At 72.7% G+C, this 20968-nt stretch carries 22 protein-coding genes; 12 read left to right on the forward strand and 10 right to left on the reverse strand.

The window, feature by feature from the left end:
• Positions 1-111: 111 nt before the first annotated feature.
• Positions 112-1191, reverse strand: a complete 1080-nt coding sequence (locus tag ACFWEG_RS06945; RefSeq protein ID WP_387210032.1) for an NADH:flavin oxidoreductase/NADH oxidase — start codon at positions 1189-1191, stop codon at positions 112-114.
• Between the two features lie 147 nt (positions 1192-1338).
• On the opposite strand from ACFWEG_RS06945, the gene ACFWEG_RS06950 reads away from it, so the two are divergent.
• Positions 1339-1689: an ArsR/SmtB family transcription factor gene (locus ACFWEG_RS06950; protein WP_387210034.1), complete on the forward strand. Its 351-nt coding sequence runs from the start codon at positions 1339-1341 to the stop codon at positions 1687-1689.
• Here ACFWEG_RS06950 and ACFWEG_RS06955 read toward each other — a convergent pair.
• Both ACFWEG_RS06955 and ACFWEG_RS06960 read right to left on the reverse strand, forming a co-directional pair.
• A complete protein-coding gene (locus ACFWEG_RS06955) occupies positions 1621-3126 on the reverse strand; it encodes a nucleobase:cation symporter-2 family protein (protein ID WP_387210036.1) in 1506 nt (501 codons plus the stop codon). The two genes, ACFWEG_RS06950 and ACFWEG_RS06955, sit on opposite strands and share 69 nt — an antisense overlap.
• A gap of 104 nt (positions 3127-3230) precedes the next feature.
• Positions 3231-3896 carry a DUF305 domain-containing protein gene (locus ACFWEG_RS06960; RefSeq protein ID WP_387210038.1) on the reverse strand — a complete coding sequence of 222 codons (666 nt, stop codon included), beginning with the start codon at positions 3894-3896 and terminating at the stop codon, positions 3231-3233.
• Between the two features lie 173 nt (positions 3897-4069).
• On the opposite strand from ACFWEG_RS06960, the gene ACFWEG_RS06965 reads away from it, so the two are divergent.
• Positions 4070-5569, forward strand: coding sequence for an LVIVD repeat-containing protein (locus ACFWEG_RS06965; protein WP_387210040.1), 1500 nt, complete (start codon positions 4070-4072; stop codon positions 5567-5569).
• On the opposite strand, the gene ACFWEG_RS06970 is transcribed toward ACFWEG_RS06965, so the two are convergent.
• The 4 genes from ACFWEG_RS06970 to ACFWEG_RS06985 all read right to left on the reverse strand — a co-directional run bounded on the left by ACFWEG_RS06970 (position 5557) and on the right by ACFWEG_RS06985 (position 8632).
• Entirely contained in the window at positions 5557-6216 is a 660-nt protein-coding gene (locus tag ACFWEG_RS06970; RefSeq protein WP_387210042.1) for a TetR/AcrR family transcriptional regulator, read from the reverse strand. The two genes, ACFWEG_RS06965 and ACFWEG_RS06970, sit on opposite strands and share 13 nt — an antisense overlap.
• A 132-nt stretch (positions 6217-6348) precedes the next feature.
• Positions 6349-7047: a phosphatase PAP2 family protein gene (locus ACFWEG_RS06975; RefSeq protein ID WP_387210044.1), complete on the reverse strand. Its 699-nt coding sequence runs from the start codon at positions 7045-7047 to the stop codon at positions 6349-6351.
• 33 nt (positions 7048-7080) lie between these two features.
• Entirely contained in the window at positions 7081-8016 is a 936-nt protein-coding gene (locus ACFWEG_RS06980) for a M56 family metallopeptidase (RefSeq protein WP_387210046.1), read from the reverse strand.
• An 85-nt stretch (positions 8017-8101) separates the two neighbouring features.
• Positions 8102-8632 carry a DUF5134 domain-containing protein gene (locus tag ACFWEG_RS06985; RefSeq protein ID WP_387210048.1) on the reverse strand — a complete coding sequence of 177 codons (531 nt, stop codon included), beginning with the start codon at positions 8630-8632 and terminating at the stop codon, positions 8102-8104.
• A 267-nt stretch (positions 8633-8899) separates the two neighbouring features.
• Here ACFWEG_RS06985 and ACFWEG_RS06990 point away from each other — a divergent pair, with 267 nt between their 5' ends.
• Positions 8900-9442, forward strand: a complete 543-nt coding sequence (locus ACFWEG_RS06990; RefSeq protein WP_387210050.1) for a GNAT family N-acetyltransferase — start codon at positions 8900-8902, stop codon at positions 9440-9442.
• 87 nt (positions 9443-9529) lie between these two features.
• On the opposite strand, the gene ACFWEG_RS06995 is transcribed toward ACFWEG_RS06990, so the two are convergent.
• Positions 9530-10213: a glycerophosphodiester phosphodiesterase gene (locus ACFWEG_RS06995; protein WP_387210052.1), complete on the reverse strand. Its 684-nt coding sequence runs from the start codon at positions 10211-10213 to the stop codon at positions 9530-9532.
• A 276-nt stretch (positions 10214-10489) separates the two neighbouring features.
• On the opposite strand from ACFWEG_RS06995, the gene ACFWEG_RS07000 reads away from it, so the two are divergent.
• The 4 genes from ACFWEG_RS07000 to ACFWEG_RS07015 all read left to right on the forward strand — a co-directional run bounded on the left by ACFWEG_RS07000 (position 10490) and on the right by ACFWEG_RS07015 (position 14392).
• Positions 10490-11887 carry a DUF6421 family protein gene (locus tag ACFWEG_RS07000; protein ID WP_387210054.1) on the forward strand — a complete coding sequence of 466 codons (1398 nt, stop codon included), beginning with the start codon at positions 10490-10492 and terminating at the stop codon, positions 11885-11887.
• Between the two features lie 14 nt (positions 11888-11901).
• The gene (locus tag ACFWEG_RS07005) at positions 11902-12648 is read left to right on the forward strand and encodes an SDR family NAD(P)-dependent oxidoreductase (protein WP_387210056.1); all 747 of its coding nucleotides are present in this window, start codon (positions 11902-11904) and stop codon (positions 12646-12648) included.
• Positions 12627-13712 carry a threonine aldolase family protein gene (locus ACFWEG_RS07010; RefSeq protein ID WP_387210058.1) on the forward strand — a complete coding sequence of 362 codons (1086 nt, stop codon included), beginning with the start codon at positions 12627-12629 and terminating at the stop codon, positions 13710-13712. Before ACFWEG_RS07005 ends, ACFWEG_RS07010 begins: the two co-directional genes overlap by 22 nt.
• A gap of 86 nt (positions 13713-13798) precedes the next feature.
• Positions 13799-14392, forward strand: a complete 594-nt coding sequence (locus tag ACFWEG_RS07015) for a transglutaminase family protein (protein WP_387210060.1) — start codon at positions 13799-13801, stop codon at positions 14390-14392.
• A 15-nt stretch (positions 14393-14407) separates the two neighbouring features.
• Here the strand turns inward: ACFWEG_RS07015 and ACFWEG_RS07020 are convergent, their stop codons facing one another.
• Complete coding sequence (locus ACFWEG_RS07020; RefSeq protein WP_387210062.1) at positions 14408-15130, reverse strand: lysophospholipid acyltransferase family protein; 723 nt, start codon at positions 15128-15130, stop codon at positions 14408-14410.
• A 255-nt stretch (positions 15131-15385) separates the two neighbouring features.
• Here ACFWEG_RS07020 and ACFWEG_RS07025 point away from each other — a divergent pair, with 255 nt between their 5' ends.
• From ACFWEG_RS07025 to ACFWEG_RS07045, 5 genes are all read left to right on the forward strand, one after another.
• On the forward strand, positions 15386-15742 hold the full coding sequence (locus ACFWEG_RS07025; protein ID WP_387210064.1) for a TlpA family protein disulfide reductase: 357 nt from the start codon (positions 15386-15388) through the stop codon (positions 15740-15742).
• Between the two features lie 97 nt (positions 15743-15839).
• On the forward strand, positions 15840-16352 hold the full coding sequence (locus ACFWEG_RS07030; protein WP_387210066.1) for a flavin reductase family protein: 513 nt from the start codon (positions 15840-15842) through the stop codon (positions 16350-16352).
• A gap of 191 nt (positions 16353-16543) precedes the next feature.
• Entirely contained in the window at positions 16544-17329 is a 786-nt protein-coding gene (locus ACFWEG_RS07035) for an electron transfer flavoprotein subunit beta/FixA family protein (protein WP_387210068.1), read from the forward strand.
• A 53-nt stretch (positions 17330-17382) separates the two neighbouring features.
• Entirely contained in the window at positions 17383-18345 is a 963-nt protein-coding gene (locus ACFWEG_RS07040; RefSeq protein ID WP_387210070.1) for an electron transfer flavoprotein subunit alpha/FixB family protein, read from the forward strand.
• A 135-nt stretch (positions 18346-18480) separates the two neighbouring features.
• Entirely contained in the window at positions 18481-19779 is a 1299-nt protein-coding gene (locus ACFWEG_RS07045) for a DUF6986 family protein (protein WP_387210072.1), read from the forward strand.
• Positions 19780-19810: 31 nt separating this feature from the next.
• Here ACFWEG_RS07045 and ACFWEG_RS07050 read toward each other — a convergent pair whose 3' ends face one another.
• The gene (locus ACFWEG_RS07050; protein WP_387210074.1) at positions 19811-20890 is read right to left on the reverse strand and encodes a LacI family DNA-binding transcriptional regulator; all 1080 of its coding nucleotides are present in this window, start codon (positions 20888-20890) and stop codon (positions 19811-19813) included.
• Positions 20891-20968 lie beyond the last annotated feature (78 nt).

The raw sequence follows: 20968 nt of genomic DNA on the forward strand, positions 1-20968 counted from the left end.
TTTTTTTAATACCCCCCCGCTCGGCGGTCGTCCCCCGCCCCCGCTGGTCGACCCTCGCACTTGCGTCGGCGCGTCCCGGCCGGGACGCGCCGACATGCCGTGAGGAGATGCTCAGACCGAGCGCAGGTACTGGTCCGGCACGTGCACCTCGCCGCCGAGCAGGCGTGCCGCGTCGCGCGCGAAGGACGGCGTGCGCAGCAGCTCGCGGCCGAGCAGCACCGCGTCGGCCTCACCGTTCGCGACGATCTTCTCCGCCTGCTCGGCCTCGGTGAGCAGCCCCACGGCCGCGACCGCGAGACCGGCCTCCTCCTTCACCCGGGTCGCGAACGGCACCTGGTAGCCGGGCCCCACCGGAATGTCGACGCCGGCCGCGTTGCCGCCGCTGGAGACGTCGAGCAGGTCGACGCCGCGCTCCTTCAGGTGCGGGGCCAGCCGGACGGTGTCGTCCGCGGTCCAGCCGCCCTCCCGCAGCCAGTCGGTGGCGGAGATCCGGAAGAACAGCGGCTTGTCCTCGGGCCAGACGGCGCGCACCGCGTCCACGACCTCCAGGGCCAGGCGGGCCCGGTTCTCGAAGCTCCCGCCGTAGGCGTCGGCGCGGTGGTTGGAGTGCGGGGAGAGGAACTCGCCGATGAGGTAGCCGTGGGCGCCGTGGATCTCGACGACCTCGAAGCCCGCCGCGAGCGATCGACGCGCGGCGTCCGCGAACTGCCGCACCACGTCGGCAATCTGATCAGTCGTCAGTTCCGTCGGCACGTGGTGGCCCTCGGCGAAGGGGATCGCGCTCGGACCGACCGGCTGCCAGCCGTGCGCCTCGGCGCCCACCGGGCCGCCGCCCTGCCACGGCGCGGCGGTGGACGCCTTGCGGCCGGCGTGCGCGAGCTGGATCCCGGGGACGGTGTGCTGGGACCTCATCAGGTCCGTGATCCGGCGCAGGGCGGCCACCTGGGTGTCGTTCCAGATGCCGAGGTCGTAGGGGCTGATGCGCCCCTCGGGGGAGACGGCGGTCGCCTCGACGAGGGCGAGCCCCGTGCCGCCGGCGGCCCGCGCCCCGTAGTGCGCCAGGTGCCAGTCCGTCGCCGCCCCCACGTCCGGGCCGTCCGGCGCGGCGGAGTACTGGCACATCGGAGCCATCCACACCCGGTTCGGCACGGTCACGGAGCGCAGGGTGCAGGGCTCGAACAGCTTGCTCATGGCGGACTCCATACGTCGTCGCAACGGAAACCAGCGGATGCTCGTACGATAGCCTTCGTAGTACGGCGGATGTCAAACTACGATGACCGTCGGACGAAGGCCCGTAGGATGGCCACCGGCACCGCGACCCAGGGGGAAGGACTCTCCGTGACCACATCGGTTCCGAGCAGCCGCGAGCTCGCGCATCCCCCGCGGGGCGAGATCCGTCTCGAAGAGGTGCTGCACGCGCTGTCCGACCCGGTCCGGCTCTCGGTCTTCCGTGAACTGGCGGAGGCCGAAGGCGAGTTGTCCTGCTCGCACTTCGACCTCCCGGTGACCAAGTCGACCACCACCCACCACTTCCGGGTCCTCCGCGAGAGCGGCGTGATCCGGCAGGCCTACCGCGGCACCGCCAAGATGAACGGGCTGCGCCGCGACGACCTCGACGCGCTATTTCCCGGCCTGCTCGACCACCTGGTCGCGGCCGCCGTCCGGCAGGCCGCCCGCCTCGGCGACTGACGGGACCACCTCCGCCACCGCCCCGCCCTCGGCCCGTCCGGCCGCCGGCTCCGTCTCCGGCTCCGTTGCGGCGGGCGGTACGGGGACGGGCTGCGGTACGGCCGCGGCCGGTGCCACCCGCCCCGGCAGGTGGTTGAAGAGCAGGTTGAGCACGATCGCCGCCAGGCAGCCGGCGCTGATCCCGCTGTGGAAGATCGTCTGGAACCACGCCGGGAACGCGTCGTACAGCGTCGGCACCCCGACGGGCAGCACTCCGAACGCCACCGACACGGCCACGACCGTCAGGTTGTTGTTGCCCTTGAAGTCCACCGAGGCCAGGGTCCGCAGCCCGCTCGCCGCGACGGTGCCGAACATCACCACGCCCGCACCGCCGAGGACCGGCGCCGGGATCGCCGCGACCACCGCGCCCAGCTTCGGCAGCAGCCCGAGCACCACCAGGAACCCGCCGGCCGCGGCCACCACCCAGCGGCTGCGCACCCGCGTCATCCCCACCAGGCCGACGTTCTGCGCGAAGGCCGTGTAGGGGAAGGTGTTGAACACACCGCCGATGACCGTGGACAGGCCGTCGGCGCGCAGGCCGTCGGCCACCCGCCGCGGGGTGGCGGGCCGGTCGGTCAGCTCGCCGACGGCGATCAGGTCGCCGGTGGTCTCGGTCATGATGACCAGGCCCACCACCAGCATCGACACGACCGCCGCCACCTCGAAGGTGGGCGCGCCGAAGTGGAACGGCGTGCTGATCCCCACCCAGTCCGCAGTGCGGACCCCGTCGAAGTCGGTGAAGCCGAACGGCAGCGCGACCAGCGTCCCGGCCACGATGCCCACCAGGACCGCGATCCGGCTCAGGAACGGCGGCGCGAACCGCTGCACGACCAGTACCAGGGCGAGCACGAAGAGGGCGAGGCCCAGGTTGCGCGGCGCCCCGAAGTCCTCCGAACCGGCTCCGCCGGCCGCCCAGTTGCCGGCCACCGGCAGCAGGGACACCCCGATGATCAGGATCACCGTGCCGGTGACCAGCGGCGGGAAGAACCGCAGGAGCCTGCCGAAGACCGGGGCGAGGAGCGCGATCGCCAACCCGGTCACGATCACCGCGCCGTAGATGGCCGGCAGGCCGCCGCCCTCCGTGCCGATCAGCACCATCGGCGAGACGGCGGCGAACGTGCAGCCCTGCATGATCGGCAGACGGGCGCCGAACCGCCAGAAGCCGACGCACTGGATCAGGGTGGCGATCCCGCACACCAGGAGGTCGGCGGTGACGAGGTAGGCCAGGTCCGCCGGCGACAGCTTCATCGCCCCGCCGACGATCAGCGGCACCGCCACCGCGCCGGCGTACATCGCCAGCACGTGCTGCAGCCCGAAGGCCGCGAGCCGGCCCGCGGGCGGGACCTCGTCGACGGGGTGGCGGGCGGGGGCGTCGGGGACGGGACTCGGTGACGACATGGTCTCTCCAGGCAGGGTCCGCAGGTCGTGGGGGGTGACAGGACCAGACGGTAGAGACCTTGAACAGTTTGTTGATTAAGCGGATGTTGCCGTCGTGGGTCGGCTCACGACATCTGGTTCATGCGCCCGATCTCGACCGTCTGCGTCGAGATCACGTCGTTGGCCATCTCCTCGACGGCCACGTTGTTGCCCTGGGCCAGCGCGTCGGCGGCCATCGTGACGGCCCCCTCGTGGTGAGTGATCATCAGCTTGAGGAAGAGCTGGTCGAACGCCTTGCCGTCCGCGGCGCGGAGCTTCCTCAGCTGCGCCTCGGTCGCCATGCCCGCCATGGGGCCGTGGTCCGCGTGGTCGTCCTTGCGCTTGTCCCCGCCGTGCGCCTTGAGCCAGCCCTGCATGGCGTCGATCTCCGGCTGCTGGGTCGCCGCGATCCGCGCGGCCAGCGCCTTGATCTTCGTCGACTCCCCGCGGTCGGGGACGAGTCCGGTCATCGCGACGGCCTGCTGGTGATGCTCCGTCATCATCCGGACGTAGGCGAAGTCCGCCCCGTTCGGGGTGTCGTCGGGCGCCTCCTTGCGGGCCTCCTCCGGCGACAGGGTCCGCGCCTGTTCGCCGGGCTTGCCCGGGGCGATCACCGAAGGGCCCGTCGAGGAGGCCGACCTCGCATCGTCCTGACCCCCGTCGCAGCCGGTCAGCGCCCAGGCCGCGGTGGCCACCACTATGCCCGGGACGGCGAGGGCGCGCAGGCGCCGACGGGATCGCTTGAGCTTCACGGTGTCCTCCGTTGCCACGTGCGGTAGTTGACCCTGTCTAACACGACCCCGACGCCTGTTGATCAGAGAATTTCATTACAAGTAAGTTGCCATCTGTTGTGATGCACATGATGAGGACGATACTGCGGACGTCCGAGATCCGTTCAACCCGAACGGCCGACAGGGAGGACGCAGTGACCCCGTTGCACGACAACCGAGCACGGTTCAGACGCCTGGGCGTGGCCACCGCCGCGGCAGGACTCCTCGCGACCCTGCTCACGGCAGGTCCCGCGCTGGCGATCCCCGACCCCGGTGACGAGCCCGAGAAGCAGTCCGTCTCCCGCAGCCTGGTGGCGGAGACCAAGGAGTCCATCGCCGACGGCGAGATACCCGGCGTCGACGAGATCGTCCACTCCGACAACATCGAGCACGTCACCAACATCCCCAAGGGCGCCCTCCAGGGCACCAACTCCGACCTGGCGTTCCAGGGCCGGTACGCCTTCGCGGGCAACTACGACGGCTTCCGCATCTTCGACATCAAGAACCCGAAGAAGCCGCAGTCGGTCGCCGAGGTGCTCTGCCCCGGTTCGCAGAACGACATCTCCGTCTCCGGCGACCTGCTCTTCCTGTCGACCGACTCCTCGCGCAGCGACAACTCGTGCTCCAGCACGACGCAGCCCGCGACGGAGAAGTCGTCGTGGGAGGGCGTGAAGGTCTTCGACATCAGCGACATCCGCAACCCGCGCTACGTCGCCGCCGTCGAGACCGCCTGCGGCTCGCACACCCACACGCTGGTGCCCGAGCGCAGGAACGTCTACGTCTACGTCTCGTCGTACTCGCCGAACGCGGCGTTCCCCGACTGCCAGCCCCCGCACGACGGCATCTCGGTCATCAAGGTGCCGCGGAAGGCGCCGCAGGACTCCGCGGTGATCGACTTCCCGGTCCTCTTCCCCGGTGAGGGCCCCGACGGCGGCGGCAACCCCGGCGCGCCCACCAACCCGGGCGTCAGCAAGACCACCGGCTGCCACGACATCACCGTCCTGCCGTCCGAGGACCTCGCCGCCGGCGCGTGCATGGGCGACGGGATCCTCCTGGACATCGAGGACCCGGCCAAGCCCAAGGTCATCGACCGCGTGCAGGACAACGTGAACTTCGCGTTCTGGCACTCGGCCACCTTCAACCAGACCGCGAAGAAGGTCGTCTTCACCGACGAGCTCGGCGGCGGCGTCGCCGCCACCTGCAACGCCGCGATCGGCCCGACCCGTGGTGCCAACGGCATCTACGACATCGTCGGCCGCGGCGACCACCGCAAGCTCGCCTTCAAGAGCTACTTCAAGATCCCGCGCCACCAGGCCGACACCGAGAACTGCGTCGCCCACAACGGATCGCTGATCCCGGTCAAGGGCAAGGACCTCATGGTCCAGGCCTGGTACCAGGGCGGTGTCTCCGTCTGGGACTTCACCGACTCCAGCAAGCCCAAGGAGATCGGCTTCTTCGAGCGCGGCCCGCTCAGCGCCACCTCGCTGATCACCGGCGGCAGCTGGTCGACGTACTACTACAACGGCTACGCCTACTCCAACGACATCGCCAAGGGCTTCGACGTCCTGAAGATCAACGACCGCAGGACCGACAAGGCCGAGCGGGTGCGTCTGGACGAGCTCAACGTCCAGACGCAGCCCGACTACTTCGACTGACCCCTCCGCGCACCATCGGAGAGGTCGACCGAACCGGTCCCGCCGGGCGGATCCCCGTCCGGCGGGACACCGGCCTCCCAGTCGAGGCCGTACCGCAGGAACAGATCGGCCCGCAGCCGGGCCGGGTCCATCGGTGCGCCGGGCAGCAGGATCGCGAAGACCGCGCCCATCAGCTGCGCCCGCAGCAGCGGGTAGTCGGTGTCCACCGCCGTGGAGCCGTAGCGCTCCATCGTCGCGCGCAGCACCGCCGCGAGCCGCTGCTGCTCCGGGCACCGCACGAACCCCTCGGCCTGCAGCATGCCCGCCATGTGCGTCCGCATCAGCACCGGCCGGTCCCGCGCCAGGCCGAGCACGGCGTCGATCGCCCGCGCCAGCGCCTCCCGCCCGTCCACCGGCCCCGGCGGACGCTCCAGGGCGGCCTCCAGCGTGGTGTGCATCAGCCGGTGCACACCGGTCTGCAGCAGCTGCCGCTTGCCCGGGAAGTAGTACGAGACGAGTCCGCGGGCCGCCCCCGCGCGGTCGGCGATGTCGGCCAGCGTCGTCGCCTCGTAGCCCCGCTCGCCGACCAGTTCCACGGCGGCGCGCAGCAGCCGGTCGCGGGATCTCCGCCGCAACTCCTCATTGACCGACGCGCTGCGTGGGGCCATGCTGTAACTCCCGCGTTGACTGGCTCTCGGCCAATGTACTCAACGCGCCCCCGCGGGACACCCGGCACCGGGTGGATCCGAGGGATCGGGCGTCTGGACGGGCGACGCGGGGGATCGTCCGTCCAGACGGCCTCACCCCGCCTCCGGGCCGGGACGGCTCGCCGCGAGCGACCACCGTCCCCACGCCAGCGCGGTCACCGCGACGAGCAGGACGCCGAAGAGCCACCCCGCCAGCACGTCCGTCGGCCAGTGCACCCCGAGGTAGAGCCGGGTCACCCCCGCGCCCAGCACCGACACCGCGGCGAGCACGAGGCCCCCGCGCCACAGGGACGACCGGGCGCGGTAGCGGTACAGCAGCCACACCAGCAGCGCACACGCGACGGTCGCCGTCATCGCGTGCCCGGAGGGATAGGCGTTGAAGTGCGCGCTGTCCACCGGGTCCCGCCACGCCGGGCGCTCCCGGCCCACCGCCCACTTCAGCACTTGCTGCAGCAGCGTCCCCGCCAGGCTGGTCGCCGCCACGCACACCGCCAGCAGCCGGGCGCCCTGCCAGAGCAGCCACGCCACCATCACCGCGCACAGCGCCCGCATCGTCCAGGGGTCCCACACCCAGTCGCTCAGGATCCGGTTGGTCCTGGTCAGCCCGGGATCGCTCACCGCCAGATCGTGCAGCGGGACCAGGACGTCCCGCTCCAGCGCCATCAGCGGCTCCCACTCCAGGACCACGAGCAGCAGGAGCACGAGCGACGCCAGCCCCGCCGACGCGATGACCCGCGCCAGGAAGAGCCGGGGGACGGAGCGGGTGGCCGGAGGCGGGGAGGGGGAGCGCATACCGTGATCCTTGCCGCGAACGGCGCGGTCACGCTAGCCCAGCGCGCGCAGTCCGGGGACGAAGGCGACCAGCAGGGGGACGGCCGGGACCAGGGACGCCGCCGCCGTCAGCCGGAGCCGGCGGGCGGGCGTGAGGCGGCCGCGCGGCGAGAGCAGCCGGCGGACCCGCTGCGGGACCTGCGCGTGCGCGCTGGGGCAGGGGCCGAACACCCCGTTGTCCTCGTTGAGTTCGACCAGCGCCAAGGCGATGGTGAGCCGCCCGAAACGGCGCGAGGCGACGTCGTCGGCGGCCAGCTCCACCAGCCGGTGCATCTCGTCGCGGAACGCCGCGAAGACGCGCAGCTGCGGGAAGCCCGCCGCGAGGGCGGCGGAGGAGTGCAGCAGCCAGTCGTGCCGCGCCCGGGCGTGTCCCTGCTCGTGCGCGACCACCGCGTCGAGCTGCCGCCCCTTCAGCCGCCGCAGCGCCGCCGTGGTCACCACGAGCTGCGGCGCGGCGCCGGGCAGCCACCACGCCCCCGGCCGCTCGCCCTCCAGGACCACCAGCCGGTCCGTGCCGGGCTCCTCGCCGGGCAACAGGGGTGAGCGGACCAGGAGTTCGGCCCGCCGGGCCCGCCGGACGGCCCGCGCCCCGGTCACCTCGCGGACGAGCATCGCCCCGGTCCAGAGCCCGCCGGCGGCGAGCAGCACGGCGGTGGGCGCGGCCCAGGAGGACGCCGAGCCGAACGCGTACGCCTCCACGACCCCGGTCGGCGCGGGCGCGAAGACGTGCCCGCGCACCAACTGCCAGGCCGCCGCCGCACTGAGCGTCATCGACAGGCCCAGGCACAGCAGCACCCCCGCCACCACGCACTGCCACACCCACAGGGCCACCACGGGCTCGCGCTCGGGCCACTCGGCCCGGGCGAGGAGACGCGGGGCCACGACCGCGGCCAGGGCGCCGAGCAGCAGCAGTGCCACGGGGACCATCATGGCCGTCAGCCTATGAGAGTGCGCCCCGGGCGGATACGGCTCCCGACCCCAAGTGACCCACGCCACGGCAGGGGGCGCGCGGACCTCACATCGTGAGGAGCATGGCGAGCATCCCGATCCCCATGGAGAGCCGGCAGGCCGCCGCGAGCTCCGGCCGGTCGCCCCACCCGGCGGGGGCTGCGGCCGGGCCCGCCACGGCGGCGGGGACGGGGACGAGCCGGGCGCCCGCGAGCACGACGTACCCGCAGAAGTAGACCAGCAGCACACCGGTGAGCAGCGGGCTGCCTCCGTGGTGCGCGCCGGCGGCCGCCGCGAGCGCCATGTGGACCATGGCGAGCGAACCGACGGCGTGGTGCGCCCCGTGCGCGGAGCGCCGCAGGAGGCCGGCCACCGCCGAGGCGGCGAACAGGACCGCGACGGCCCGCCAGGCCGTCGCCGGCGGCGCGAGCCAGGCGGCCGGGAGCGCCATCGCCGCCATCGCGAAGCCCATGAACGCCTCGCCCCCCGCCGATCTGCGCTGCTCCGGGACCCGGCTGCGCATCCGCAGCAGGCAGTATCCTCCGGTCGCCGCGCACAACGCCGTCAGCAGCCAGCCCGCCACAGCAGGTCCGTGCACCGCGTACCTCCCCCTACGACGCCTCACAGCGGTCCCCGGACAGAGATGCCCGGCCGCACCCGTGCGCACGCGAGCGCACGGACACACAGGGGGCGCGCGAGGGGGAGCGCGGCGGCGGCCGGGCGGGGGCCGGGGCCAGGTGCGCGCCCGGACGTCGGTCGCAGGACGTGCGGCGACCGTCCGCGGGCGACCGGCCCGGACCGCGGCCGGGACCGTAGGATCGGCCGGGCCAGCACGTTCCGACCCGCACCTCTGGAGCCCGCGCGCATGACCTCCACGGCCCGTTTCGCCCTCACCTTCCGCGACGCCGTCGAGAGCGACGTGCAGTCGCTGGTCGAGCTCGTCGAGTCGGCGTACCGCGGGGACGCCAGCCGGGCGGGGTGGACCACCGAGGCGGACATCCTGGACGGCCGGCGCACCGATCCCGAGGGCGTCCTGGGCATCGTGCGGGCCCCCGGCAGCCGACTCCTCGTCGCGGAGCGGGGCGGAGACCTCGTCGCCTGCTGCCAGCTCGAACACCGCGGGACGGCCGCGTACTTCGGCATGTTCGCCGTTCGCCCGACCCTCCAGGGCGCGGGCCTCGGCAAGACGGTCATCGCGGAGGCCGAGCGGACCGCGCGGGCGGAGTGGGGCGCGACCGAGATGCACATGACCGTGATCGTGCAGCGCGAGGACCTCATCGCCTGGTACGAGCGCCGCGGCTACCGCCGCACGGGGGAGATGAGCCCCTTCCCGTACGGCGACGAGCGCTTCGGTCTTCCGCGCCGTGACGACCTGCGGTTCGAGCTCCTGGTGAAGCCGCTCGGCTGACGGCGGCGGGCCGGGCGCGAAGGAGGGGGGCTGCGCAGGCGGGCCCCCTCGCGGTCCGCCCATCCCGACCGACCGCCCGCCCGACCGCTAGGCCGTGAAGCGGCCGGTGTGCTTGATCTCGGGGAAGTCGGTGGTCACCCCGTCGAGGCCGAGCGCCCGGGCCAGCCGGAGGTCGTCCTGGGTGTTGACCACCCAGCCGACGAGCCGCAGGCCGTGCCGCCTCGCCCGCTGCGTGATCTCCTGAGTCAGCCGCCGGATGTTCACCACCAGCGTCGCCGCGCCGACGGCGAGCGCCCGGTCGACCACGTCGACGCCGTAGCGGCTCGCGACCAGCGCCGTACGGACGCCGGGCACGAGGCGGGCGATCTCGGCGACCGCCTCGTCGTGGAACGACAGCACCTCGACGCGTCCGGTCAGGTCCCGCCGCAGCATCACCTCCGCCAGCGCCTGCGCGGCGGCCGTATCCTTGATCTCCGCCTGCAGCGGTGCCGCCACCGCGTCGAGGACCTCCTCGAAGAGCGGCACCCGCTCGCCGAGACCCGCGTCGAGGGTGCGCAGCTCGGCGAGGGTGAGGTCGCTGATCGCGCCCTTGCCGTCGGTGGTCCGGTCCACCTCCGCGTCGTGCATCACGACCAGTGCGCCGTCCTTGCTGAGGTGCAGGTCCAGCTCGATCACGTCGAGGCCCTCACGCTCGGCGCGGAGGAAGGACCGCAGGGTGTTCTCGGGCTCGACGCCCATCACCCCGCGGTGTCCGATGGTCAGGTGACTCAAGGTCCGCTCACTTCCGTCGAGTACCGCTGCCGGGCGGCCGGACCCGAGCCTAACGGCGGGCCGAGCCCGTTCCCGCAGGCGCACCGGAGCCGCGCGGACATGCCGGGTGCGGCGCACACGCGTAGGCTGCTTCCACCGCTCCGAGCGCCCTGGACGGGAAAATCTCCCGTGGATCAGGGGTTTGCGCCGCAGGATTTATGATCAGATCCCTTGTGGGGGAGACCCGTACACAGTTACGGTGCTCCCGACGCGAGGTTCGCCTGTGGAGGAAGTGACATGACGGAAATTCTTGTGCCCGAGGCCGTGGAGGGAGTCACCGCTCCCGCCGCCCGCATCGTGGAGCACCCGGCCTGGCCGCGGCTCAAGACCGCCGTGGAGACGGTCCGGCCCTGGCAGTCCGCCGACGGCTCCATCGACCTCGCCGCCGACGGCGCCCCGTCGCACGCGGACGTCACCGCGACCCTGGACCGGATCGTCGCCGCCGTCGAGGAGCTCGCCCCGCTCCTGCCGCACAACGAGTCCTACCACCGCGCCCTCGTCGCCGACCTGCGCCGCTGGGCCGCCGACGGCTTCCAGGTGCCCGACTTCCTCGACTCGCTGCTCGCCTTCGCCCCCGCCTCCCAGCGGGCCGACGGCCTCCAGCACCTGGTCGTCTTCCCGATGTACACCCAGAACGGCAACCCGGACCGCAACCTGGAAGCCGTCGTGCTGCGCATGGTCTGGCCGGAGTGGCTCGCCGAGCTGGAGCGCACCCGCTACGACAACCCGCTGTTCCTCGGCATCACCTTCGAGGACTTCACGGCGGGCTACGACACCAACTCCGCCGTCCTGTTCCCCGAGACCATCGCCGTCCGCGAGGCCCCCGAGCGCTTCACCTGGGGAGGCATCTTCTGCGACCGCGAGGCGGCCCGCTTCCGCAAGGTCACGCACGCGGCCGTCGACATCCTCGGCCTGGACCTGCCCGCCGACATCGACGCGATGATCGACGACCAGGACCGCTGCGAGCAGGCCTTCGTCCTGTGGGACATGGTCCACGACCGCACCCACAGCCACGGCGACCTGCCGTTCGACCCGTTCATGATCAAGCAGCGCCAGCCGTTCTGGATGTACGGCCTGGAGGAGCTGCGCTGCGACCTCACCGCCTTCAAGGAGGCCGTGAACCTGGAGGCCGACGGCTTCGCCCAGGGCCGCGACGTGCAGTTCGCCGTCCTCTTCGACCGGATGTTCCGCTTCCCGGTCACCGGCGACCGCAACCGGAACTACGACGGCCTCGGCGGCCAGCTGCTCTTCGCCTACCTGCACAAGCACGACGTCGTCCGCTGGACCGACAACAAGCTCCGCATCGACTGGGAGCGCGCGCCGCAGGTCACCAACCAGCTCTGCGCCGAGATCGAGAAGCTCTACCGCGACGGCATCGACCGCCCCAAGCTCGTGCACTGGTTCGCCGCCCACGACTTCGTCTCCACCTACCTCTCGCCCCACCCCGGCTCCCGCTGGGCGAAGGGCCCCGACGCCCTGGACCTCACGCAGCCGCCGCGCAAACTGGTGGACGACGTGCTCGCGGACGAGTTCCCGCTGAGCATGTTCTACGAGGCACTGTCGAAGAAGCTGAAGAAGACGATCGCCGAGACCAAGGGCATCACCGCGCAGGGCGTCGAGCGCGCCGCCGCGTGAAAGGGGCGAGGAACATGAGCAAGGCACCACTCGAAGGGGCCGTCGTCGCGGTCGCCGGGGCGGGCGGCCCGGCCGGCCGGGCGACCCTGCTGCGGCTGGCCGAGGCCGGCGCCACCGTCGTCGCCTCCGACGCCGACCCGGCGCGGCTCGCCGAGGCGGTCGACGCCGCCCGGTACGCCCACGGCGGCGCGACCGTCACCGGCGACACGGTCGACCTGCTCGACCTCGGCGCGGCCCGCGACTGGGCCGCGCGCACCGAGCGGGAGTTCGGCCGGATCGACGGCCTGGTGCACCTGGTCGGGGGCTGGCGCGGCTCGAAGACCTTCGCCGAGACCGACCTCGCCGACTGGACCCTGCTGGAGAAGCTGCTGATCCGCACCGTCCAGAACACCTCGCTCGCCTTCCAGGAGGCGCTGCAGCGCAGTGACCGCGGCCGCTACCTGCTCATCAGCGCCGCGGGCGCGAGCAGGCCGACCGCCGGGAACGCGGCCTACTCCGCGGCCAAGGCCGCCGCGGAGGCCTGGACGCTGGCCCTCGCGGACGCCTTCCGCAAGGCCGGCGGAGAGGACGGCCCGCGGGCCGCCGCGGCCGTGCTCGTCGTCAAGGCCCTCGTGCACGACGCGATGCGCGCCGAGCGCCCCGACGCCAAGTTCGCCGGCTTCACCGACGTGGCCGACCTGGCCGCCGCCGTCGCCGGCACCTGGGACAAGCCCGCCTCCGACGTGAACGGACAGCGCCTGTGGCTGACCGAGCAGCCGTGAGCGGGCGCACCGACGCCCGCCGCCGGCACGACCCCGAGGTCCGGGGATTCGCCAGCGACAACTACGCCGGCGCGCACCCCGAGGTCCTCGCCGCCCTCGCCCTCGCCAACGGCGGCCACCAGGTCGCCTACGGCGAGGACGTCTACACCGAGAACCTCCAGCGCGTCATGCGCAGCCACTTCGGCCCGTACGCCCAGGCGTTCCCGGTGTTCAACGGCACCGGGGCCAACGTCACCGCACTGCAGGCGATGACCGACCGCTGGGGCGCGGTGATCTGCGCGGCCAGCGCGCACATCCACGTCGACGAGTGCGGCGCCCCCGAGCGCGTGGGCGGGCTCAAGCTGCTCACCGTCCCCACCCCGGACGGCAAGCTCACGCCGGACCTCATCGACCGCGAGGCCCACGGCTGGGACGACGAGCACCGGGCCATGCCGCAGGTCGTCTCGATCACCCAGAACACCGAGCTGGGCACGGTATACACCCCCGACGAGATACGCGCGATCTGCGACCACGCCCACGCGCGGAACATGCTGGTGCACCTCGACGGCGCGCGGATCGCCAACGCCGCCGCCTCGCTCGACGTGCCGATGCGCGCCTTCACCAACGCGGTCGGCGTCGACGTGCTGTCCTACGGCGGCACCAAGAACGGCATGGTGTTCGGCGAGTCGGTCGTCGTCCTCAATCCCGACGCCGTGCGCGCGATGAAGCACCTGCGCAAGATGTCGATGCAGCTCGCCTCCAAGATGCGCTTCATCTCGGTACAGCTGGAGGCGCTGCTCGCGAAGGACCTCTGGCTGCGCAACGCCCGCCACTCCAACGCGATGGCCCGGCGGCTCGCGGACGGCGTCCGTGCCGTCGGCGGGGTGGAGATCCTCTACCCGGTCCAGGCCAACGCCGTCTTCGCCCGGCTCCCGCACGACGTCTCCGTGCGGCTGCAGGAGCGCTACCGCTTCTACTTCTGGGACGAGGCGACCGGCGTCGTCCGCTGGATGTGCTCCTTCGACACCCGCGAGGAGGACGTCGACGGGTTCGTCCAGGCGCTCAAGGAGGAGCTGGCCCGATAGGCGGACCGCCCCCTCGGACTGCATGGGTATGCGGACAGCCGAATCTGCATTGATTTTCGGCGGTCCGCATCCCTATGCTCGCCCGCATGGAACTGATCCAGGAGTCTCCGGACATCTCCGCGTATCTCGCCGCGGACGAGGCGATCGACCATCGGCACCCGAGCGTCCAGAAGACCGTCGCGTTCCTGCGCATCCAGACCTCGGACGCATACACATACGCCAAGGCGGCCTTCGCGTTCGTCCGCGACACGATCGCGCACTCCGCGGACGCCGAGCACGACCGCGTGACCTGGCGCGCCTCGGACGTCCTGGAGCAGCGCACCGGGATCTGCTACGCCAAGTCGATCGCCCTGACCGCGGTGCTCCGCGCGTCCGGCATCCCGACGGCGCTCTGCTACCAGCGCCTGGCCCACGAGGACGGCTTCGCCGTCCACGGCCTGATCGCGTTGCGACTGCCCGGTCACGAGAACTGGGCCCGCCAGGACCCCCGCGGCAACAGGCCCGGCATCGACGCGCGGTTCGGCACCGACCGCGAGCGGCTGGCCTTCGTCCCGGACCCGGCGGCGGGGGAGGCCGACTACCCCACCCTGTACGCGGCCCCGCCGCCGGTCGTCCTCGAGGCGCTGCAGGCGGCCGGCGACCGCGCGGAGCTGTGGCGGCTGCTGCCCACCGCGCTCTGACGGCCCGGCACGGTCTCAGCGCGCGTCGCGCAGCTGCTCCTGGGTGGGCGCCGTGCCGCCGAGGTGCGCCGGAACCCACCAGGTGTCGCCGGCGTCCTTCGGCCGGACCGGGTACGCCCGCTGCGCGGCCTCGAGCAGCTCCTGCACCCTGTCCCGGAGGGTGCGGGTCAGCGCGCCCGCGTACTGGTCCTTGGAGGCCTCCATCGGCTCGCCCACCCGGATCGTCACCGGCAGGTGGCTCCGCCGGAAGTCCCGGGGCCGGCCCTTGGTCCAGATCCGCTGGGTGCCCCACAGCGCCACCGGGACGATCGGTACCCCGGCCTCCTGCGCCATGCGGACCGCGCCGGACTTGAACGCCTTGAGCGTGAACGACTCCGAGATGGTCGCCTCGGGGAACACCCCGACGATCTCGCCGGAGCGCAGCGACCGCAGCGCGTGCTGGTACGCCGCCTCGCCCTTGGCCCGGTCCACCGGGATGTGCTTCATGCCGCGCATCAGCGGGCCGGAGACCTTGTGCCGGAAGACCGACTCCTTCGCCATGAACCGCACCACGCGCTTCTGCGGCAGGGCGGAGAGGCCGGCGAAGATGAAGTCCATGTAGCTGATGTGGTTGCTGACCAGAACGGCGCCGCCCGTGCGCGGGAAGTGCTCAGAACCCTGGACGTCGATCTTGAGGTCGAGTGCCTTGAACATCGTGAGCGCGGCACCGATGACCGGTCGATAGACGAGTTCTGCCATGTCAGGAGGGGCCCTTCTGTGTCCGGGACGGGGTCGCCCGGAGGAAAGCTACGGCACCGTAGGTTTTCGGCGTTGTCGCTGATCGTGCCCCATGAACGCGCCGTAGACCAGACTTCGTGCCCGGTGGGCGCGAGATTCTCGTCACGTCGACACGCGACCGGCGGCGATCGGGAATCCGCACCCGGCCGCGGACGCTGGACCTGGGAGGTTACGGCAGTGGGAGCGGTGAACGCGGTGGGCGAGGGAGGCCGGGGAATGCGGGACGGGAAGGAGCGGTCCGACGTGTCGCAGGGGGCCGCGGAGCCGGTCGGGCTGGACGCTGGGGCGCTCGGCGCGCCGCTCGGGGAGCGGGCGACGCTCGTGCAGTTCTCCACCGCCTTCTGCCAGCCGTGCCGGGCCACCCGCCGCACGCTCGCCGAGGTCGCCGCCGTGGTCCCAGGCGTCGCCCACGTGGAGCTCGACGCCGAGGGGCGACTGGAGCTCGTCCGCGTGCTCGGGGTCACCGCGACCCCCACCGTGCTCGTGCTCGACGCCGCCGGCCGCATCGTCACGCGCGCCGCGGGGCAGCCGCGCAAGGAGCAGGTCCTCGCCGCGCTCGCCCGGGCGGTGTGACGGCGGTGACCCTTCTCGCACCCGACCGGGCCGCCTTGACCGCACCCGACCCGCCTCGGAAGGCTGGCGCCATGCAGTCCGACCGGCAGGAACCCATATGACCTCGCACCCCGTCGCCGGACTCGGCACCGCCGCGGCCGGGGCGCCCGCGCTGCTGCGCGCCGCCTTCCGGCAGCACGCGGCGGGCGTCGCCGTGGTCACGGCGGGCGGGGAGCGCCCCGTCGGCTTCACAGCCACCTCGCTGACGTCGGTGGCCGCCGAACCGCCGCTGGTCTCGTTCGGCATCGGCACGGGGTCCTCCAGCTGGCCCGCCGTCGCCCGTGCGGAGTACGTGGGCGTCCACGTCCTGGGTGAGCACCAGCGCGAGCTGGCCGCCACGTTCGCCCGCAGCGGAGCCGACCGCTTCGCCTCCCCGACCCGCTGGCGGACCGGCCCCCGGGGGGTGCCCGTCCTGGACGGGGTGCTCGCGTGGCTGGTGTGCCGGGTGACGGCCCGGGTGCCGGCCGGCGACCACCGGGTGGTGATCGCCGAGGTGGTGTCGGGCGGAACGGGTGAATCCGGCCGTCCGTTGCTCTACCACCAAGGCGGCTTCAACGCGCTGCGGGACTGAGCCCTCCCCGCCCCGGCCGTTGGAAACGTCACAGTTCGAAGCGCTTGCCCCGTGGGCATGCGATGGATGTACTGGCGAGTAATATCTCGTTCGGGGCACGGTTGGCCCGACCGGTGAACGCCCCCTTCGGGCACCTATGCTGCCTGCTACAGGGCAGTCGAAGAAATTGACGAAGCAGTAGGAGAGCCGGCGTGAGCTTGAGGATCGTTGTCTGTGTGAAGTACGTGCCCGACGCCACCGGCGACCGGCACTTCGCCGATGACCTGACCGTCGACCGCGACGACGTCGACGGCCTGCTCTCGGAACTCGACGAGTACGCGGTGGAGCAGGCGCTCCAGATCGCGGACGAGGCCGACGACGCGGAGATCACCGTCCTGACGGTCGGACCCGAGGACGCCAAGGACGCCCTGCGCAAGGCGCTGTCCATGGGCGCCGACAAGGCCGTCCACGTCGAGGACGACGACCTCCACGGCACCGACGTCATGGGCACCTCGCTGGTGCTCGCCAAGGCGATCGAGAAGACCGGCTACGACCTGGTCATCGCCGGTATGGCCTCCACCGACGCCACCATGGGCGTGCTCCCGGCGATTCTCGCCGAGCGCCTCGGCGTCCCGCAGGTCACCCTCCTCTCCGAGGTCAAGGTCGAGGACGGTAAGGTCACCGGCCGCCGTGACGGCGACGCGGCCAGCGAGCAGCTGGAGGCGTCCCTGCCGGCCGTCGTCTCGGTCACCGACCAGTCGGGCGAGGCGCGCTACCCGTCCTTCAAGGGGATCATGGCGGCGAAGAAGAAGCCGGTCGAGTCCCTGGACCTGGACGACCTGGACATCGACGCCGAGACCGTCGGTCTCGCGGGCGCCTGGACCGAGGTCAAGGCCGCCACCAAGCGCCCCGAGCGCACCGCGGGCACGATCGTCAAGGACGAGGGCGAGGGCGGCAAGCAGCTCGCGGAGTACCTGGCGAGCCAGAAGTTCATCTAGGCGCTCCCGCGCATCCGACCCTCCCTTCTTCTTCGCAGCAGGAGTGCATTCCCATGGCTGAAGTTCTCGTCTACGTCGACCACGCGGACGGTGCCGTCCGCAAGCCCACCCTGGAGCTGCTGACGATCGCCCGCCGCCTCGGCGACCCGGTCGCCGTCGCGCTGGGCGCGGGCGCCGAGGCGACCGCCGCCACCCTCGCCGAGCACGGCGCGGTGAAGGTCCTCGTCTCCGAGGCCGCCGAGTACGCCGACTACCTCGTCGTACCGAAGGTCGACGCCCTCCAGGCGGCCGTCGAGGCCGTATCGCCGGTCGCCGTCCTCGTGCCCTCCGCGGCCGAGGCCAAGGAGATCGCCGCGCGCCTCGCCGTCCGCATCGGCTCCGGCCTCATCACCGACGCCGTCGACCTGGAGGCCGACGCCGAGGGTCCGATCGCCACGCAGGCCGTGTTCGCCGCGTCCTACACCACCCGCTCGCGGGTCTCGACCGGCGTCCCGGTCATCACCGTCAAGCCGAACTCCGCCCCCGTCGAGGCCGCTGCGGCCGCCGGCGCCGTGGAGCAGCTGTCGGTGTCCTTCGGCGAGAAGTCCACCGGCACCAAGGTCCTCTCGCGCACCCCGCGCGAGTCGACCGGCCGCCCCGAGCTGACCGAGGCCGCGATCGTCGTCTCCGGCGGCCGCGGCGTCAACGGCGCGGAGAACTTCCCGCTGATCGAGGCGCTCGCCGACTCGCTCGGCGCGGCCGTCGGCGCCTCGCGTGCCGCGGTGGACGCCGGCTGGTACCCGCACACCAACCAGGTCGGCCAGACCGGCAAGTCCGTCTCGCCGCAGCTCTACATCGCCAACGGCATCTCCGGCGCGATCCAGCACCGGGCCGGCATGCAGACCTCGAAGACGATCGTCGCCGTCAACAAGGACGCCGAGGCCCCGATCTTCGAGCTCGTCGACTACGGCGTCGTCGGCGACCTGTTCACCGTCGTGCCGCAGCTGACCGACGAGGTCAAGGCGCGCAAGGGCTGACCAGGCGCTCCACCACGCTCCACCGGCCGGGGCCGTTGACTCACGTCGACGGCCCCGGCTAGTTTCGTTCAACGGAATGTTGAATCCACGTCGTGGAAGACTGGCGTGTGCAGGAGCGATGCGAAGGGTGTGGAGATGGGTTCGCAGGACAAGGTGGCAACCAGCCTCGCCGGTGCGGTGAGCGAGGAGATCGGCGCCTCCCTCGCCCCGGTGGACGCGGAGCTCGCGCGCCGCTACCCCGGCGACCCCGGCACCCGCCAGCCGGTCCACACCGTCTACGTCCCCGCCGACGCCTTCGGCCCCGACACCCTGCGCACCTGGGGCGACCAGGCGCTCGCCGCGCTCGACGAGCACGCCCCGGACGCCGCCTCGTTCGCCGCCGTCCTCGGCCTCTCCGACGCCCTGGCCGGCCCGGTGTACGACCGGGTGCGGGCCAAGCTCCGCCGGGAGCCGGTGGAGGACCTCCGGATCGACTTCGAGGACGGCTACGGGCCGCGCCCCGACGCCGAGGAGGACGCGGCGGCCGCCCGGGCCGCGCGCCTGGTCGCCGACGCCTGCAAGAACGGCACCGCCGCCCCGTACACGGGCATCCGGATGAAGTGCATGGAGGCCGCCGTCCGCGACCGGGGCATCCGCACCACGGACGTCTTCCTCACCGGTCTGATGGAGCACGGCGGGCTGCCCGAAGGGCTCGTGCTGACGCTGCCGAAGGTGACCTACGCCGAGCAGGTCACCGCCTTCGTCCGGCTCCTGGAGGCGTTCGAGAAGGCGCACGGCCTGCCCGCCGGGCGGATCGGCTTCGAGATCCAGGTCGAGACCAGCCAGTCGATCCTCGCCGCCGACGGCACCGCGACCGTCGCCCGCATGATCGGCGCCGCGCAGGGCCGGGCCACCGGCCTGCACTACGGCACCTTCGACTACAGCGCCTGCATCGGCGTCAGCGCCGCGCACCAGGCGAGCGACCATCCCGCAGCCGACCACGCCAAGGCGGTTATGCAGGTCGCCGCGGCCGGCACCGGCGTCCGCGTCTCCGACGGCTCCACCAACGTGCTGCCCGTCGGCCCGACGGCGAAGGTCCACGACGCCTGGCGGCTGCACTTCGGCCTGACCCGCCGCGCGCTCGCCCGCGCCTACTACCAGGGCTGGGACATGCACCCCGGCCACCTGCCGACCCGCTACGCCGCCGTCTTCGCCTTCTACCGCGAGAGCTACGAGCAGGCCGCCGCCCGGCTCGCCGCCTACGCCAACCGGCTCGGCGGCGACGTCATGGACGAGCCCGCCACCGCCAAGGCGCTCAGCGGCCACCTGCTGCGGGGCATCGACTGCGGCGCCCTCGACGTCGGCGAGGTCGCCCGCCTGTCCGGCCTCACCCGCGCCGACCTCGACGCCTTCGCCTCCCCCCGCCGCGGCGACCTGACGGCCGCGGAGCACTGAACCGGGCGGGCGCGCGCCCCGGCGGGCGGGGCTACGCCGGCGGTATCTCGCCCGAGCCGCGGGCGATGAGGCGGGTCGGGAGGGTCACGCGCTCGGGGCCGCCGGCCGCGCCGTCGAGGCGGCGGAACAGCCGCTCCGCCGCCGTGCGGCCGAGTTCCGCGGCGTCCTGGGCGACGACGGTGACACCGGGGGAGAGCAGGTCGGCGAGTTCGAAGTCGTCGAAGCCGACCAGCGCGACCGGCCGGGGGTGCGCGGCCAGCACCCGCAGGACGGTGACCGTCACCCGGTTGTTGCCGGAGAAGACGGCCGTCACCGGCTCCGGGCCCGCCAGCATCGCCGCGGTCGCGCCCTCGACGCGCTCCGGCGACGTCGGCCCGAGCGACACCCACGCGTCGTCGACCCGCAGCCCCGCCTCCTCCATCGCCGCCCGGTAGCCGCGCAGCCGCTCGGCGGCGGTGTGGATGCGGGGCAGGTCGCCGACGAACCCGATCCGGGTGTGCCCGTGCGCGATCAGGTGCGCCACGCCGTCGCGGGCCCCGCCGAAGCTGTCGGAGAGGACGGTGTCGGCGTCGATCCGGCCGGCCGGGCGGTCGACGAAGACGGTCGCCACCCCGGCCTTCAGCTCCGGCAGCAGGTAGCGGTGGTCGTCCCCGGCAGGGATGACCACCAGGCCGTCCACCCGCCGCGCGCACAGCGCGAGCGCCAGCTCCTGCTCGCGGTCGGGGTCCTCGGCGCTGGAGCCGTTGATCAGCAGCGCCCCGTGCGCGCGGGCGACCTCCTCCACGGCGCGGCTGAGCGGGCCGTAGAACGGGTCCGCGAGATCCTCCAGGACCAGGCCGATGCTGGCCGTACTGCCCTTGCGCAGCACCCGGGCGCTGTCGTTGCGGCGGAAGCCCAGCGCCTCGATGGCCTCGCGGACCCGGCGCTCGGTGTCGGCGGTGACGCCGCTCTCGCCGTTCACCACCCGGGACACCGTCTTCAGCCCGACCCCCGCGCGGGCGGCGACGTCCTTCATGGTGGGGCGGTTGCCGTAGCGGGAGGCGGGGCGGCGGGCGGAGTCGGCCACGTGCGCTGTCCTTCGTCCGGGATCATGGGGTCGCGCGACGAGCATAGGCCCTGGACAACGTTGTCATCACCGAGGAGAATGGGGGAACCCCCCACCTCAGGCACGTTCTCCGGGAGACCCGAC

It is taken from the genome of Streptomyces sp. NPDC060194, from assembly GCF_042728285.1.
In the GTDB taxonomy this organism is placed as follows: Bacteria; Actinomycetota; Actinomycetes; order Streptomycetales; family Streptomycetaceae; genus Streptomyces.

What these genes read in the sequence shown, in the direction of transcription:
- ACFWEG_RS06945 (WP_387210032.1), bottom strand. Translation starts at nt 1,191, where the DNA reads ATGAGCAAGCTGTTCGAGCCCTGCACCCTGCGCTCCGTGACCGTGCCG.
- ACFWEG_RS06955 (WP_387210036.1), bottom strand. Translation starts at nt 3,126, where the DNA reads ATGTCGTCACCGAGTCCCGTCCCCGACGCCCCCGCCCGCCACCCCGTC.
- ACFWEG_RS06970 (WP_387210042.1), bottom strand. Translation starts at nt 6,216, where the DNA reads ATGGCCCCACGCAGCGCGTCGGTCAATGAGGAGTTGCGGCGGAGATCC.
- ACFWEG_RS06975 (WP_387210044.1), bottom strand. Translation starts at nt 7,047, where the DNA reads ATGCGCTCCCCCTCCCCGCCTCCGGCCACCCGCTCCGTCCCCCGGCTC.
- ACFWEG_RS06980 (WP_387210046.1), bottom strand. Translation starts at nt 8,016, where the DNA reads ATGATGGTCCCCGTGGCACTGCTGCTGCTCGGCGCCCTGGCCGCGGTC.
- ACFWEG_RS06990 (WP_387210050.1), top strand. Translation starts at nt 8,900, where the DNA reads ATGACCTCCACGGCCCGTTTCGCCCTCACCTTCCGCGACGCCGTCGAG.
- ACFWEG_RS07000 (WP_387210054.1), top strand. Translation starts at nt 10,490, where the DNA reads ATGACGGAAATTCTTGTGCCCGAGGCCGTGGAGGGAGTCACCGCTCCC.
- ACFWEG_RS07005 (WP_387210056.1), top strand. Translation starts at nt 11,902, where the DNA reads ATGAGCAAGGCACCACTCGAAGGGGCCGTCGTCGCGGTCGCCGGGGCG.
- ACFWEG_RS07015 (WP_387210060.1), top strand. Translation starts at nt 13,799, where the DNA reads ATGGAACTGATCCAGGAGTCTCCGGACATCTCCGCGTATCTCGCCGCG.
- ACFWEG_RS07020 (WP_387210062.1), bottom strand. Translation starts at nt 15,130, where the DNA reads ATGGCAGAACTCGTCTATCGACCGGTCATCGGTGCCGCGCTCACGATG.
- ACFWEG_RS07025 (WP_387210064.1), top strand. Translation starts at nt 15,386, where the DNA reads ATGCGGGACGGGAAGGAGCGGTCCGACGTGTCGCAGGGGGCCGCGGAG.
- ACFWEG_RS07030 (WP_387210066.1), top strand. Translation starts at nt 15,840, where the DNA reads ATGACCTCGCACCCCGTCGCCGGACTCGGCACCGCCGCGGCCGGGGCG.
- ACFWEG_RS07040 (WP_387210070.1), top strand. Translation starts at nt 17,383, where the DNA reads ATGGCTGAAGTTCTCGTCTACGTCGACCACGCGGACGGTGCCGTCCGC.
- ACFWEG_RS07045 (WP_387210072.1), top strand. Translation starts at nt 18,481, where the DNA reads ATGGGTTCGCAGGACAAGGTGGCAACCAGCCTCGCCGGTGCGGTGAGC.
- ACFWEG_RS07050 (WP_387210074.1), bottom strand. Translation starts at nt 20,890, where the DNA reads ATGCTCGTCGCGCGACCCCATGATCCCGGACGAAGGACAGCGCACGTG.